The 14,834-nt window shown below is 47.8% G+C and carries 15 protein-coding genes; 14 read left to right on the top strand and 1 reads right to left on the bottom strand.

All coding sequences use genetic code 11. The features are described from left to right. The first annotated feature begins 131 nt into the window (after nucleotides 1-131). Nucleotides 132-902 (top strand): DUF3891 family protein, encoded by a 771-nt coding sequence (locus tag ACZYR9_RS01020; RefSeq protein ID WP_488976590.1) that lies wholly within the window; start codon nucleotides 132-134, stop codon nucleotides 900-902. Here the strand turns inward: ACZYR9_RS01020 and ACZYR9_RS01015 are convergent. Then, nucleotides 878-1,783, bottom strand: a complete 906-nt coding sequence (locus tag ACZYR9_RS01015; RefSeq protein ID WP_488976589.1) for a LysR family transcriptional regulator — start codon at nucleotides 1,781-1,783, stop codon at nucleotides 878-880. The two genes, ACZYR9_RS01020 and ACZYR9_RS01015, sit on opposite strands and share 25 nt — an antisense overlap. Nucleotides 1,784-1,922: 139 nt before the next feature. Here ACZYR9_RS01015 and ACZYR9_RS01010 point away from each other — a divergent pair, with 139 nt between their 5' ends. The 13 genes from ACZYR9_RS01010 to ACZYR9_RS00950 all read left to right on the top strand — a co-directional run bounded on the left by ACZYR9_RS01010 (nucleotide 1,923) and on the right by ACZYR9_RS00950 (nucleotide 14,833). Next, complete coding sequence (locus ACZYR9_RS01010; protein ID WP_488976588.1) at nucleotides 1,923-3,110, top strand: acetyl-CoA C-acetyltransferase; 1,188 nt, start codon at nucleotides 1,923-1,925, stop codon at nucleotides 3,108-3,110. A gap of 101 nt (nucleotides 3,111-3,211) precedes the next feature. Then, nucleotides 3,212-3,985: a cyclase family protein gene (locus ACZYR9_RS01005; protein WP_488976587.1), complete on the top strand. Its 774-nt coding sequence runs from the start codon at nucleotides 3,212-3,214 to the stop codon at nucleotides 3,983-3,985. A gap of 30 nt (nucleotides 3,986-4,015) precedes the next feature. Next, the gene (locus ACZYR9_RS01000; RefSeq protein ID WP_488976586.1) at nucleotides 4,016-4,720 is read left to right on the top strand and encodes a CoA transferase subunit A; all 705 of its coding nucleotides are present in this window, start codon (nucleotides 4,016-4,018) and stop codon (nucleotides 4,718-4,720) included. Nucleotides 4,721-4,734: 14 nt separating this feature from the next. Continuing rightward, nucleotides 4,735-5,382: a 3-oxoacid CoA-transferase subunit B gene (locus ACZYR9_RS00995; RefSeq protein WP_488976585.1), complete on the top strand. Its 648-nt coding sequence runs from the start codon at nucleotides 4,735-4,737 to the stop codon at nucleotides 5,380-5,382. 44 nt (nucleotides 5,383-5,426) lie between these two features. Beyond that, complete coding sequence (locus ACZYR9_RS00990) at nucleotides 5,427-6,884, top strand: NAD-dependent succinate-semialdehyde dehydrogenase (protein WP_488976584.1); 1,458 nt, start codon at nucleotides 5,427-5,429, stop codon at nucleotides 6,882-6,884. A gap of 178 nt (nucleotides 6,885-7,062) precedes the next feature. Beyond that, entirely contained in the window at nucleotides 7,063-7,764 is a 702-nt protein-coding gene (locus ACZYR9_RS00985; RefSeq protein ID WP_488976583.1) for a hypothetical protein, read from the top strand. Between the two features lie 55 nt (nucleotides 7,765-7,819). Further along, nucleotides 7,820-8,647 (top strand): beta-keto acid cleavage family enzyme, encoded by an 828-nt coding sequence (locus ACZYR9_RS00980; protein ID WP_488976582.1) that lies wholly within the window; start codon nucleotides 7,820-7,822, stop codon nucleotides 8,645-8,647. A 351-nt stretch (nucleotides 8,648-8,998) separates the two neighbouring features. After that, nucleotides 8,999-11,392: a xanthine dehydrogenase family protein molybdopterin-binding subunit gene (locus ACZYR9_RS00975; protein WP_488976581.1), complete on the top strand. Its 2,394-nt coding sequence runs from the start codon at nucleotides 8,999-9,001 to the stop codon at nucleotides 11,390-11,392. Further along, nucleotides 11,389-12,234, top strand: coding sequence for an FAD binding domain-containing protein (locus ACZYR9_RS00970; protein WP_488976580.1), 846 nt, complete (start codon nucleotides 11,389-11,391; stop codon nucleotides 12,232-12,234). The genes ACZYR9_RS00975 and ACZYR9_RS00970 overlap by 4 nt, the downstream gene beginning before the upstream one ends. After that, on the top strand, nucleotides 12,231-12,764 hold the full coding sequence (locus ACZYR9_RS00965) for a (2Fe-2S)-binding protein (protein ID WP_488976579.1): 534 nt from the start codon (nucleotides 12,231-12,233) through the stop codon (nucleotides 12,762-12,764). Before ACZYR9_RS00970 ends, ACZYR9_RS00965 begins: the two co-directional genes overlap by 4 nt. 185 nt (nucleotides 12,765-12,949) lie before the next feature. Then, nucleotides 12,950-14,053 (top strand): XdhC family protein, encoded by a 1,104-nt coding sequence (locus tag ACZYR9_RS00960; protein WP_488976578.1) that lies wholly within the window; start codon nucleotides 12,950-12,952, stop codon nucleotides 14,051-14,053. A gap of 94 nt (nucleotides 14,054-14,147) precedes the next feature. Next, nucleotides 14,148-14,300 carry a hypothetical protein gene (locus ACZYR9_RS00955; protein ID WP_488976577.1) on the top strand — a complete coding sequence of 51 codons (153 nt, stop codon included), beginning with the start codon at nucleotides 14,148-14,150 and terminating at the stop codon, nucleotides 14,298-14,300. 11 nt (nucleotides 14,301-14,311) lie between these two features. Beyond that, nucleotides 14,312-14,833, top strand: coding sequence for a cyclase family protein (locus ACZYR9_RS00950; RefSeq protein WP_488976576.1), 522 nt, complete (start codon nucleotides 14,312-14,314; stop codon nucleotides 14,831-14,833). The last annotated feature ends 1 nt before the right edge of the window (nucleotide 14,834 follow it).

The raw sequence follows: 14,834 nt of genomic DNA, 5'->3' as shown, positions 1-14,834 counted from the left end.
TACAATGAACTTGGTTGTTCATTGACAAGGAGGAACGAAGATGCATTCCTTTCAAGCGGAACCACAGCTTCAAACCGATTCCCATAAACAGAAGCGTGAACGTGTCCAGCATTTATGAGGGAAGTGATCGGGTGATTATTCGTGAGACGGAACAAGAGTTTATCATGATTACACAACATGACCACGCGAAACTGTCAGGAAGGATTGCAAGTCACTTTAAAAAGCCGTTTTTCGTAGAAGATGATTATTTTGAAGACGTTGTCTGTGCTGTGCATGAGCACGATAGAAGCTGGATAAGGCTCGATGATACACCGATTTGGAATGACCGGACCTCATCACCGTTTTCGTTTATGGATTACCCGCTGTTACCTAAATTGGCCTTGTATAGAATCGGAATGGATGAAATTGAGGAAGGAAACCCATATGCTGCTCTTTTATGCAGTCTCCACTATACATCATTTCCCATATTTCATAACTCCACGAATGGTGAATGTGTTCGTTTTTATCATCACGAGCGTTATAGACAAGAAAGAATTAGAGTCGCGCTAAAAGACATAAGTCCAAATGTTGTTTCGAGGCATTTTCGGTTATTGCAGCTATGCGATGATATTTCCTTGTATGTATGTTTAAATCAAGCAGGAGTAAAGAAAGAAAATGAACACCCATGGTATATGACGGGTTTTAAAAATTCTAATGGTTTTAACATGGAAGGGGATAAACCGCTTAGCGCGAGGTGGCTTAACCATAAGGAGATCATAATTACTCCAACGCCATTTCAAAATACATGGAATACAACATTGAAAGTAAAGCACGTTTCTAAAGATTTAGTAAATCAATTGGGGATAAATGAAGCGTATAAGAACACCGCATACACGGATCAAGAGTTCATTTTTGTAGGATAACTCCCGAAGAATTTCTCCACAAACTGGATCCATTCTCTAGCCGCATAAGACAGGTACCGGTGTTTTTGCCAAATGATCGCTATGTTCCAGTGGACTTTAGGTTCAATCATTGGGATACAGCGGATTTGAGCCGGATCAAGCTTTTTACAGATGGTTTCCGGTAAAAGTGAGATGCCGAGATTGGCCGAAACCATTTCGCTGATAAGGTCCCATTGTGCGCTTTCGTAGATGATGGTTGGCTCAAAACCGTTACGAATGCATGCATCGCGGACCCGGTCATGCAGGGCAAAGCCTTTACGGAACAGAATAAAAGATTCCTCCTTTAAGTCCTTTAACGAAATTTGGCTGCAATTGGCTAAAGGATGTGTCGGATTCACTACGAGCACGAGCTCGCGTTCGATCAGAGGCACAACCTCAAACAATTCCTCATCGACGGGAAGCACCATGATGCCAAGGTCAATGCTTCCCTCCAACAAAGACTGCTCGATTAATTTACCGCCTTCTTCCACCAGCTGGATCTCGACTTTCGGGTATAATTGGTGAAACCGTGCAAGAATCTTTGGGAAAAAGCTGGCTCCAATCACCGGAGGCAGTCCTAATGTAAATTTGCCGCTTTTAATCTGCTTCACGTCAGCCAAGGCGGAGTTGAGGTTCTCAAGCGAATTCATAATAATCTGCGCATGGGTTTGCAGGATTTCACCCGCATCGGTAAGGCGGATATGCCGTGTTGAGCGATTGAACAAAAGCACGTCGAGCTCTTCTTCAAGGTTTTTTATCGTTTTGCTTAAGGTGGGCTGCGAAAGATAGAGATTCTGGCTTGCTTTGGAAAAACTGCCGTGTTGGGCAACTTCTAAAAAATAGCTAAGCTGACGCATATCCATAACCACACCTCAATTTATAATCATTATTCATAAATCATATTCTTCATATGTATTTTACCTATGAAAGCGCTTGTAGTAAACTACAATTAAATGAAAATACCAATTATGGATTTATGTAACACCGGAGGAGGAGTTGGTTGTGGGAACCGAAGATGTTGTCATCGTCAGTGCCGCTCGCACCCCTATTGGCAGCTTTAACGGAATGCTTAAGGATGTGTCGGCAGTTCAATTAGGCTCACTCGTTATAAAAGATGTCTTGAACCGGGCCAAAATCGATCTGGCCGATGTCGATGAGGTGATCATGGGCAACGTTCTGCAAGCAGGATTAGGACAAAATCCAGCCCGTCAGTCTGCTCTTTACGCCGGAGTCCCGCAGAAGACGCCTGCAATGACAATCAATAAAGTATGCGGATCAGGGCTGAAGGCTGTACAGCTTGCCTGGCAATCGATCCGAAGCGGAGAGAACGAAATTGTTGTGGCGGGCGGAATGGAAAGCATGAGCCAATCCCCTTACTTGCTTCAAGGAGCGCGCTCAGGATTTAAAATGGGTGATCAAACGATAGTTGACAGCATGATTCACGACGGCTTGATGTGCGCGTTTAACCATTATCATATGGGCATTACGGCGGAAAACTTGTGCGACCAATACCACCTTACGCGTGAACAGCTTGACCGGTTTGCTTATGAAAGTCAGAAAAAAGCGGGAGCTGCCATGGCGGAGGGTCGTTTCTTGGAAGAAACGGTGCCTGTAGATATTCAGAGGCGCAAGGGGAATCCGATTCGTGTAGATCGGGATGAATATCCACGTTCGGATACAAGCCTGGAAGAACTATTCAAGCTGCGGCCTGCTTTTAAACAAGAGGGTAGGGTAACGGCCGGAAACTCTTCAGGAATTAATGACGGCGCTGCTGCTTTAGTCATCATGACCCGAAAGAAAGCTTTATCCCTCGGGCTTGAACCGCTGGCAGTCATTCGATCCAACGCAGCTGCCGGCGTTGATCCGGCGATCATGGGGATTGGTCCCGTGCCGGCAGCTAAACTGGCGCTGGAAAAGGCCGGATTGAAAATGTCGGATATCGATCTCATCGAAGCGAACGAAGCGTTTGCCGCTCAATCGCTGGCATTTGCCGGCCATTTTGATTTTGATCCCGGCATTATGAACGTTAACGGTGGAGCGATTGCCTTGGGTCATCCGATCGGGGCCAGCGGAGCAAGGATTTTGGTAACTCTCATCTATGAGATGAAGCGTAGAAAAGCTCGTCACGGACTTGCTACATTATGTATCGGAGGGGGGCAAGGCATTGCAACGATCATCGAAAGACCGTAAGACTGAATAGGGACACACCCCCTTTTACCGTTAACGGGAAAGACCGTGATGAATTTATCGAATATTCAGTATATTAAACTACTATGGGAGGAAGATGTCGAATGAAAAGAGAGAATATGAGGTTCTATGATCTCAGTGTGCCGATTGATAATGAAGCGAAGGAACCGTTTGTTCCGGAAATCAGATATGAATCCCATGAAACCGGAGCTATCAATGCCGCCAAATTGTTTGATTTAAAGAAGGAAGATTTTCCCGAAAGCAAAGCCTGGGCTCTTGAGAATATTACATTGGCCACACACACGGGGACACATGTAGATGCGCCATATCACTATTGGCCTACTTGTGAAGGAAAACCAGCCCGTACGATTGATCAACTGCCTATAGAATGGTTTTACGGGGATGGAGTATTGCTGGATTTTACAGATAAGCCGATCGGACATGAGCTTTCGGTTGAAGATATTCAGCAAAAGCTTGATCATATCGGATACACACTGAAGCCCTTTGATATCGTAATGATCAGGTCAGATGCGGATAAAAGGTTTTATGAGGACGATTATTTCCAATCGCACGTAGGGGTTTCGGCCGAAGCGACCCATTGGCTTATCGACCAAGGAATCAAAGTGATGGGGACCGATGGCTGGGGATGGGATATACCGTTTCGATTGCAAGCGGAAGACTACAAAAAAAATCCCCGCGATGGAGTATTGTGGGCTGCTCATTTTGTCGGGAAAGATAAAGAGTACTGTCAAATTGAAAAACTGGCTAACCTGGGGCTGCTGCCGAAACCGTTCGGGTTCAAGGTTTCTGTATTTCCGGTGAAGATCAAAGGGGCTAGCGCCGGATGGGCGCGTCCTGTGGCCATTTTTGAAGATTAATCGAAAACTGACTTAGCAGGGAGGGCTCCTATGATAAATGAAAAAGTCAAGAAATCGTTTGTGGAAGCGGTTGCGGATATTCATGACGGGGCTACATTAATCGTAGGCGGCTTCGGTTTAAGCGGAATTCCGGAAAAGTCTATTTTAGCCTTAAGGGATTTAGGAACGAAGGATCTAACTGTGGTCAGCAACAATTGCGGAGTAGACGACTGGGGACTTGGCCTGCTGCTGGCCAACAGACAAATCAAGAAAATGATCTCCTCCTATGTCGGGGAAAACAAAGTATTCGAAACCCAATTATTAAACAATGAAATTGAGGTGGAATTGGTACCTCAAGGCACGCTTGCCGAACGGATTCGGGCAGGCGGAGCGGGTATTCCTGCTTTTTATACTGCGACAGGTGTCGGTACACAAGTGGCTGAAGGGAAGGAACACCGGGAATTCAACGGGAGAACCTATATTTTGGAACAAGGAATCATCGGCGACTTTGCTTTAGTCAAAGCTTGGAAGGCAGATACGTTCGGAAATTTAATTTATCGAAAAACGGCCCGAAATTTCAATCCTGTCGCCGCAACCGCCGGAAAAATAACCATTGCGGAAGTCGAAGAAATTGTTGAAGCCGGAGAGCTGAACCCTGACGAAATCCACACTCCCGGTGTTTATGTGCAAAGGCTGCTGAAAGGTGACAATTATGAAAAACGGATAGAACGGCGAACCGTTCGAATAAAAACATAGAGGGGGAGGGCATCATGGACAGCAGAATGAAAATTGTTAAACGGGCTGCGCAGGAAATACAGGATGGTATGGTCATAAACCTCGGAATCGGCATACCGACGTTCCTTGCCAACGAAATTCCTGAGAGCTACAAAGTGATGCTTCATTCCGAAAATGGTCTGTTAGGAATCGGTCCCTATCCTTGGGAAGGTGAAGAAGACGCTGATTTAATCAATGCAGGCAAAGAAACGGTGACCGTCGTTTCAGGTGCCTCCTTCTTTGATAGTGCCGAATCATTCGCCATGATTCGCGGCAGTCATTTGGACCTGGCGATTTTAGGCGGCATGGAAGTTTCGGAAAAAGGCGACCTGGCGAACTGGATCATTCCCGGCAAAATGGTCAAAGGTATGGGCGGTGCGATGGATCTTGTTAACGGGGTAAAGCGGATTCTTGTCGTAATGGAACATGTAAACAAGCGGGGAGAATCGAAGGTGAAAAAAGAATGTGAACTTCCAGTAACAGGGAAGGGTGTTGTTCATCGCTTGATCACGGATTTGGCCGTTTTTGACTTTACGGAAGAAGGCATGGTTTTGGTAGAAACCCAGGAAGGGGTTACGGTTGAAGAAATTCGGGAAAAGACAGAAGCGGCTTTTAAGGTAAGTGAATCCGTCATTATCCGTTAATGTAAGGACAAAATTACATTTAAATCTATTTGGAGGGCATTTACATGATATCTCTTATCGATTTTTCTAACTTGAAAATGTATGTCAACGGAGAATGGTTACGCTCGTATAACGGATCGGAATTAACAGTGACTAACCCGTCGACCAACGAGGTGGTTGGCAAGGTGCCTAATGGAGGCCGTGAAGAAACGAAACAAGCCATACAGGCTGCGGAAGCCGCTTTTCCGCTATGGGCCCGATTATCGGCATATGAACGAGCAGAGTATTTAATAAAGCTGAAAGGTTTAATGCTTGAATACAAAGACGAATTGGCAGAGCTCATGAGTACTGAAATGGGAAAACCGGTCACCGAGGCTGCGGGTGAGGTTGTTTACGCTTCAAACTTTCTGGGCTGGTATGCGGAGGAAGGACGGCGGATTTATGGAGAAACGATCCCTGCTTCCGTAGCGAGCAAAAGATTAATGGTGATTAGGCAGCCGATGGGTGTGACTGCCGCGATCACTCCATGGAATTTCCCTCTTGCGATGATTACTAGAAAGCTTGGGCCAGCCTTGGCGGCAGGCTGCACCGGGGTTGTTAAGCCGGCTGAAAAATCGCCGGTCAGCGCCATAGCTTTTGCGAAATTGGTAGAAATGGCGGGTTTCCCAAAAGGTGTGATCAACATCGTAACCGGTCATTACGGGGAAATCACCGATGAATTTTTTGAACATCCGGCAGTCAAGAAGATCTCCTTCACCGGCTCGACTCAGGTTGGGAAGCAATTGGTCGCCAAATCGGCGCCGGGTCTCAAGAAGCTGTCTATGGAGCTCGGAGGTCACTCTCCGCTTATCGTATTTGAAGACGCCGACTTAGAGCTGGCGGCGGCCGGCGCTGTTACAAGCAAGTTTAGAAACGCAGGACAAACCTGTATTTGCGCCAACCGTATTTACGTCCACCGTTCGGTTATTGACCAATTTACAGAGATATTCGCAAACAAGGTCAGGTCCTTGCAGGTGGGCATCAGTACGGACCCGAATGTACAAGTGGGCCCCTTGGTAAGCATTGAAGGCCTTAACAAAGTGGAAAAGCATGTTCAGGACGCAATAGATAAAGGGGCTAGTGTCATTTCAGGAGGCAGAAGGCTCGACCGGAATGAATTTGCTAACGGCCTGTTCTATGAACCGACAATACTAACGAATGTTTCAGACGATATGGTCATTATGCGCGAAGAAACGTTCGGACCGGTTGCGCCAATCATCCCGTTTGATACGGAAGAAGAAGCCGTTCGAATGTCAAATCATACGGAATATGGATTGGCAGCCTATTTCTATACCCAGAATTTTAACCGCGCGATTCGAATGATGGAATCGTTGGAATTCGGAACGATCGGTATGAACGACGCGCTTCCCGCCGTTCCGCAAGCTCCGTTTGGGGGAATGAAGCACAGCGGGATCGGACGTGAGGGAGGACACCAAGGAATCGATGAATATTTGGAGGATAAGTTTATTTCTATCGGGTTATAGATTACTCTAAATAATATTGTAATTTAACGGTCCATCCGCTTTTTGAGTTATGCAAATCTTCAATAAAATGTATTCTTTATATGTATTTTACCAGCGGGATTAAATGTAGTAAGATAATGATGAAAACGCTTACTATCCGTTGTGGATTTTCACTTAGCTCCAGCGCTGATGCATTTTCTTGAAAAGATCATGGACGATACAACTTACCTTAACCACAGATGCGAGGTTACATATGAAAATTGGTGTGATTCATGCTACAACAACTGCCGTAGATCCAATGGTTAGAGCATTTCAACAAGAGTCGCAAGAAGTAGAGCTGTTTCATTTCATGGATACGGGATTGCTTTCCATGCTAGGGAAGGAAGGATCGCTAACACCTGAAATTATCCGGCGATTTTCGTTACTTCTGAATTTAGCTGCACAATCGGACGTGGATTGTATTCAGCTCACTTGTTCCGCTTTTAATGACGCCACGGACATTTTACAGCCGCTTTATCCCGTCAAGCTGTTCCGTTCGGATGAAGCGATGCTTGACGAAGCATTGGGATATGATCGTATCGGATTAGTTTCTTCTCTAAGGGAAACTCCCGTGGCATTACAAGGCTACTTAGAAAGAAAAAAACCGGGTATTCATGTGGAGTCTTTAGTAGAACCAGGACTTATACATTTGCTCTTCCAAGGAAAAAAAGAACAGCATGACAAACAAATACGGAACATGATTCAGCAGTTAGACGGGAAGGTGGACGTGATTGTTCTGTCTCAATACAGCATGGAGCATGTAGCTGGTCAGGTGCATTCTTCTGTTCCGCTCCTAACGGCTCCCGGAGCATCGGCGAAAAGATGTCTGGCCTATCTACAGAACATAAGATCATTTCAATGAATGAGTCAATCCATGTTACATAATGATCGATCTGAACGTTGGAAAGAGGGATCACATGGAGGAAAAAGTAATACTAACCGTAGCGCCTACAGGAGCGTGGCCTTCAAAGAAAGATACGCCATACGTACCCTTACAGCCGAACGAAATAGCGGATGAAGTTTATTCGTGTTATCAGGCTGGAGCCTCTATAGCCCACATTCATGTTAGGGACGATGAGGGTAAAGGTTCAATGAATTTTGAGAAATTTGAACAAACGGTAAAGCTGATTAGAGAACGCTGCGATATCGTAATCAACCTAACCACCTCAGGCGATTTGGCTGCCTCTGATGAAGAGCGAATGAAGCCATTCATCGGTTTGAGGCCCGAAATGGCTTCCTTTGATTGCGGTACCATGAATTGGGGGCATACATCCGTATTCATGAATACACCGAGCTTTCTTGAGAAGCTCGGGCAAAAGATGAATGAAAATAACGTGAAGCCCGAAATTGAAATATTCGATGCCGGCATGATCTATAACGCCGAATATTATTTGAAAAATGGAGTATTGGAAGAGCCTCCTCACTATCAGTTTGTCCTTGGTGCTCCGGGAGGTATTGGCGCTTCTGTCGAAAACTTAGTCTATTTGAAAAATTTAATTCCGAAAAATGCGACGTGGAGCGCCTTCGGTATTGGGAGAATGCATCTTCCCATATTGCTTGCTACACTCTCGCTCGGCGGACATGTCCGCGTCGGAATGGAAGATAACATCTATTATTCCAAGGGAGTCTTAGCGAAATCCAATGCGGAGTTTGTGGAACGAACGAAGCGTATTGTTGCCGAGTTAGGCAAGGAAATCGCAACCCCCGATGAAGCAAGAAAGATTTTGAAATTAGCCAAGAATTAGTTCTTTGAAGCTTCTTATGAAAATTCCCGTGGTTTAGAGGCTATTCAATCGTTTACAGTGAGAATACCGTTTTGGATGGTTTTCTAAGGCATATCTTCAGAATTACATTTCGAAAGCGCTGTCATATCTTCATTATCCATCCCCTCTATTGATTTTCTTTCTCTGCAAATCATAAATAAAAGGCACAAACCGGCTTCAAACGACTCCATCCGGAGGTGATGCCCATTTACCAACTTACAGAAAATTCCAGAATGTAAGTCGGGTTCTTTGCTAACCCATGGTGACCAACGATTGCATCTACATAAGGCTTCTAAGTAAGTGACCGCTCAAAATGGAAAGGAAGAGGACGATATGAATATGACTTCTTCGATACCGTCAGCATCTCAAACGTCACACTCCAGCGGCAGCGTTCGTAGGAAAGACGGAGACCTTGTACTGACTGGTAAAGGCAGATATCTAGACGATATCGAGCTGCCCGGAACGCTGCATGCGGCGATTCTGCGAAGCCCGCACGCGCATGCGCGGATCGTCAGTATCGATACGAGCCGTGCTCGTGCGTCACTTGGAGTCAAAGCGGTTCTGACAGGTCAGGAAGCTTTACAATATGCGGGTCCGCTGCACTCATTTTTCGACCCGTCCTTTATCGGCGGCCAGACGTTCGAATTTCGATGCTTGGCCGTTGATAAAGTGCGCTTTGTCGGCGACTTGGTGGCAGCGGTGGTTGCAGATTCTCTTGCCAACGCGGAGGCTGCGCTTAATGCCATAGATGTAAAATATGAGGTTCTTCCACCGGTTGTCGAGCTCTCGGACGCTCTCCAACCAGATGCACCCTTGGTTTTCGATGATTGGAAAGATAATGTAATCGTCCGAATTGCCTATGCGGAGGGCGATACCGACAGGGTCCTTGAGGAGGCGGAGCACGTTATCGAGGATGAAATTCATATTCAGCGGTACCAGACCGCGCCGATGGAGCCCCGCGGCTATTTAGGATGGTGGGATCCTACAGACCGGATTACACTGTACGCTTCAACGCAAAATCCCCATCTGCTTCGCACAAGTCTAGCGACCATACTTGATGTGCCGGAGACACGCGTTCGAGTTGTCCAACCGCGTGTAGGGGGCGGTTTCGGTGCAAAGTTTTTTGGCTATCACGAGGAATCGCTTGTCTGTATCCTCAGCCGGCTTGTCGGTGCGCCGGTAAAGTATCTTGAGCCACGCGCGGATTCGCTGCTTGCCGGCGCCCGCGAGTTCGAGCATCGCTTTAAGGTCGCCTTCAACAGCGAAGGGAAAATCCTTGCTATGCGTAACAGGATTCTCGGGAACGTCGGAGCCCTGGCGTCCTGGGGCGGGTGGAGTATGATCTACCCTGCCGCCATGGCTTTTCCCGGTCCGTACAAAGTAGCAAACTATGATGTTGAATCGGCTGCTGTCGTAACGAACAAAGGGCCATGGGCAGGGGCGCGCGGCTACGGCAAAGAGGCGGCCGCGCTTGCCATCGAGCGGATGGTTGACCTTATTGCCGAGAAGTTGTCCATGGACCCTGCCGAGGTTCGCAGACGCAACTTCATCCCGGCTGACGAATTTCCATATTGGACACAGTCCAAAAGACTAGACAGCGGCAATTATATTGGTGCGCTGGAGAAGCTGCTAAAGCTTGCCGATTATGAGCAACTGCGTAGCAACCAAGCGGTGGCCCGGCAAGAAGGTCGGCTCGTTGGCGTGGGGATGGCCTTTGAACTGACGCCGGAAGGCGGTGACTTCGCCAGCAGCCTGTCGCGCGGTTACGATACTACCACGGTCCGGGTGAACCCGTCCGGGGGTGTGACGGTCATGACCGGCGTAACGAGTCCGGGTTCAGGAAATGAAACGAGCATCGCAGTTCTCGTCGCCCGCGAGTTTGGGATATCCGTTGACCATATTGACGTGCTGCAGGGAGACACCGACGTAGCTCCGTACGGCTACGGAAATTTCAGCAGTAGGAGCATAACGATAGGCGGAGCCGCAGCCGTACTTGCGGCGAGAGACATCAAGCGGAAGCTGGCAACGGCTGCAGGCGTGCTTATAGATGCGGAGCCGGATGAGCTTATTTTCGCAGACGGGGAAATTCGTGTGAATAAAGACGGAGGAAAAAGTCTTTCCTTTAAGCATGTGGTAGATCAGATTTACCGCAGGGCCTTTGCGATCCGGGGGCTGGAGGAGCCTCAGTTGGAGTCCACACGCTTCGCACAGCCGGGCAATGTAATCAACCTACCCGATGACAAGGGGAGATCTTCTGCGTACCCGAGCTTTCCTTACTCTACACATTTGTGTGTGGTCGAAATTGACCGGGAAACCGGGAAAGTAGATTTGAAGGAATATTTCGCTGTCGGTGACTGTGGAACGATCGTCAGCCGAAATTTTGTCGACGGACAGCTTCATGGGGCGCTTGCTATGGGCATTGGCGGCGCGCTGTTTGAATCGAGTCCCTACGGTCCGGACGGACAGCCTTTAGCGACGAACTTTAAGACATACCTTATGCCGCGTGCGGCCGATATACCGAATCTAAAACTGGATCATCAGGAAACACCGTCTCCTTATTCGATGTTCGGGATGAAAGGGGCCGGAGAAAGCGGAGTAGGCGGAGCTATTGCAAGCATAGCGAATGCCGTAAACGACGCACTTCATCCGCTAGGGGTACGTATCCACAATATGCCCCTTAATCCGCCTAACGTTCTAAAAGCAATCCGATCGGGGGTGCGGTCATGATTCATACCCAGCTAAAGTATCATCGTCCTGCAAAGGCAGAGGAAGTTTGTTCTATGCTGGATGAATACGAAAACGATGCGGTAGTGCTTGGCGGCGGCTCTTGGCTGCTGCCGAGGATGAATCGGCATGAGGTCATAGCGAATCACATTATCGATCTGCGCGGACTTGGCCTAAACACCATTGAGGTGGAAGACGACCAAGTAAGGCTTGGTGCTATGGTCACCTATAGTGACGTGCTGGCCTCGCAGGCGCTGGCTGAAGCCATTCCTTTGCTTCCGCAGGTTGCCCGCGGAATCACGGGAGGCAGCCAAGTGCGCAACCTGGGTACCCTGGCCGGTTCAGCCTGCTTTGCGAATCCATCGTCTGATATCCCTGCTGTTCTGGCAGCTCTTGGCACGAAGCTGCAGGTCACCGGTAAGGAGGGTGAGCGAGAGGTGGCTGCTGCGGATTTCTTTCTCGACGCATTTTGTGTCGATCTCAACCCGGGAGAGTTCGTTACATCATTGGTCATTCCTCGTCACCGATTGCGAGCCGGATATTACAAATTAAAGATTAGTGCAAGCAGCTGGCCGATTGCTACGGCATCAGCAATCCTCAATGAAGATACCGGCGAAAAATCGATTACGCTTGGCGCAGTGGAGCCGAGGCCGCTGAGGATTGACATATCGTCGGTCATGGATGAGGATGGGATCCTTCAGGGCGTTGATATATCCGATATCGTCCGTGCGAAGGTTGTAAATCCTTGGAGCGACGTGCTGGCCGCAGGTGATTACCGGCGGGAAGTCGTGGGTGTTGTGGCCCGACGTGCCATTGAGAATCTAAAGGAGGTTAAAAACATATGAGCACACCGTCTTCCATGCTGGGGTCCTCCAAGGAGCAAATGGTTCCCCGGCGCTCAATCTCGCTTTGCATCAATGGGGTGGAACACAGCGTCCAAATCGAAGATCGTGATCTGCTTGCTAGAGTAGTTCGAGATCAGGCGGGCCTGAAGGGAACTCATATCGGCTGCTACGGGGGGGACTGCGGCGCTTGTAGCCTCGTTGTAGACGGGAAGACCATGAAATCCTGCCTCATTTTGGCCGCCAGCGTTGACGGAGCAAGCATTACGACCATCGAGGGCCTTGCCGATGGAAAAAAACTAGATCCGGTCCAGCAGGCTTTTTGGGACCAGGACGCATTCCAGTGCGGCTATTGTGTGCCCGGCTTCATCTTCTCGGCGCACGATCTTCTTGCTCAAAATCTGGATCCGTCAGAAGAGGAAATCCGAGAAGCGATCAGCGGCAATCTGTGCAGGTGCACGGGATACCAGAACATTGTCAGTGCGGTAAAGCAGGCGGCGGCGGTGATGCGCTCCAACAGCGCCGGTACGTAAGCATGACCGAAGCTTCGGCTTATTAGCTGCCGAAGACTATGATTCGTTTAAGGAATCGTCTTTGGGATATCGGATTTGATTTTCCGGGGTGTTGTGAAAGAAACGCAGCACCCCGGAATCCGGCACTTTACATTTGGGCATAACTTTGCGTCTTCAGCTTATTCACGTGGTAGGGGGACGGGAACATGAATGATTTTTACAGACTTTTAAGGAAAATGAAAGAAAAAACTAAAACCAGATTCGCTATGGCGACCGTTATTGATGTGGATGGTTCCGCCTACAGACACCCGGGAGCGAAGATGTTAATTTGTGAACACGGGAAAACGTATGGAACGATTAGTGCAGGATGTTTAGAGGAAGATTTGTTTTATCACGCTCAAGAAGTCATTCATCGCCGGCAACCCAAAACGTTGACGTACGACTTGAGATCGGAGGATGATTTGTCCTGGGGTCAAGGAGCAGGTTGTAACGGAAGTATAAAAATATATGTGGAGCCCTGCGAGTGGACATATAAACCACAGTTTCATCATGAGCCTGTTTGGCCGCAGGCGGAATCTTTATTGGAATCGGGAAACACGGTTGTGAGTGTAAAAAGCATAAGTCAAGATCCTGACGGGGGGTTCCAAATTATATATGCAAATCAGGAAGCGGTACTTGGAGACAGGATAAAACCATTTGCGGAGATGCTTCTTCCAGAGGTAGGAAAATTTATTGAAAGCGGAAGGAAAATCAAACTCCTTCGCTTACCCGAAATCGGCCCGGACTTGTTATTTGAGTTATTGGAGCCCAGAGAAAAACTATACATTTTTGGCGCAGGACCCGACGTAGAACCTGTGGCACGGTTGGCTTACCAATCCGATTTCTATGTGACAATCATTGATCCGAGAGGGGATCTCCGCCGAGAGGAACAATTCCCGACGGTAGATCAATTCATCGTAGAGCATTCGGAAACGTATTTCAAAAATACAGCAATAGACGATAAAAGTTATGTTCTAGTTATGACTCACAGTTTTCAGCGGGACCAATATATTTTGCGTAATTTAATGCAAGCACCTCCGTACTATCTGGGAGTGCTGGGGCCTAGGCGAAGAACAGAGCGTTTAGCAATGCCCGATCCGCTGCCTGAATATATCTTTTCGCCTATCGGTTTGAATATAGGAGCGGAAGGACCTGAAGAAATCAGCATAAGCATTATGGCGGAGTTATTGAAGGTTAGGAACAAAACACGGGGAAAACAAAATAGGAAAGTTGCTTCATTGGCACCTCCTATTTATGGTACATACAACTAGTCGATTAGTCGATTAAAAGCCGAACGGCCCCATTGAAGTGCTGGGGCCATTTTTTGTACAATAGACTTAGCCGTTCATTGACGAGGCAGAAACCTTGATCCCCATACTGCTGCTTGTCTTATTGATGATGAATCCAGCGACCCTGCTGCATTCCCAAGAGATACGCTATCAGATCACTCTGATTAAAGATGATTATGAAATCGATCAAACGGGTAAGGCTCAACAAAAAAAGCGCAAGCATACATAGAGGAGGAAGACATGAGGGTCATTGATTTGTCGGTGACGATTTTTGATCGTATGCCAGTTTATCCGGGTGATCCGGAGGTGAAGGTCGAAGTGGTCCATACCCATGAAGAACATACCTGGGAGCTGCGTAAAATGACGTTGGGCACCCATGCCGGTACTCATGTCGATGCCTTCTCCCATATGCATAAGGAAGGTAAAGCCATTGATCAGATCCCAGTGGAACGATTTTGCGGCCCGGCGCAGGTAGTCACCTGTGATTGGGAGTGGCCGGTTGGACAAGGCTTATTTTTTATGGAAGAGATCGGAATGGAACAGTTTGAGCGGATCAAACAAGCCAATCCGACTTTTGTGGGAGGAAAGCTTACGGAAGAATTGGAGAGAAGCCTTCTGGAGATAGGCATTATCACTTATACGAATTTGATTAATCTGGAACAGCTGCCCTGCGGCACAACCTTTATGTTTTACGGCTTTCCTCTAAAAATTAAGGATGGAGACGGATCTCCAGTGAGAGCTGTAGCCATCCTTGATTTTTGAA

Source organism: Paenibacillus sp. F024 (assembly GCF_057814255.1).
This window is presented reverse-complemented; position numbering and strand designations above follow the sequence as displayed.

Coding starts and splice junctions, on each gene's coding strand:
- ACZYR9_RS01015 (WP_488976589.1), bottom strand. CDS start 1,783: ATGGATATGCGTCAGCTTAGCTATTTTTTAGAAGTTGCCCAACACGGC.
- ACZYR9_RS01005 (WP_488976587.1), top strand. CDS start 3,212: ATGAAAAGAGAGAATATGAGGTTCTATGATCTCAGTGTGCCGATTGAT.
- ACZYR9_RS01000 (WP_488976586.1), top strand. CDS start 4,016: ATGATAAATGAAAAAGTCAAGAAATCGTTTGTGGAAGCGGTTGCGGAT.
- ACZYR9_RS00995 (WP_488976585.1), top strand. CDS start 4,735: ATGGACAGCAGAATGAAAATTGTTAAACGGGCTGCGCAGGAAATACAG.
- ACZYR9_RS00990 (WP_488976584.1), top strand. CDS start 5,427: ATGATATCTCTTATCGATTTTTCTAACTTGAAAATGTATGTCAACGGA.
- ACZYR9_RS00980 (WP_488976582.1), top strand. CDS start 7,820: ATGGAGGAAAAAGTAATACTAACCGTAGCGCCTACAGGAGCGTGGCCT.
- ACZYR9_RS00975 (WP_488976581.1), top strand. CDS start 8,999: ATGAATATGACTTCTTCGATACCGTCAGCATCTCAAACGTCACACTCC.
- ACZYR9_RS00970 (WP_488976580.1), top strand. CDS start 11,389: ATGATTCATACCCAGCTAAAGTATCATCGTCCTGCAAAGGCAGAGGAA.
- ACZYR9_RS00965 (WP_488976579.1), top strand. CDS start 12,231: ATGAGCACACCGTCTTCCATGCTGGGGTCCTCCAAGGAGCAAATGGTT.
- ACZYR9_RS00960 (WP_488976578.1), top strand. CDS start 12,950: ATGAATGATTTTTACAGACTTTTAAGGAAAATGAAAGAAAAAACTAAA.
- ACZYR9_RS00950 (WP_488976576.1), top strand. CDS start 14,312: ATGAGGGTCATTGATTTGTCGGTGACGATTTTTGATCGTATGCCAGTT.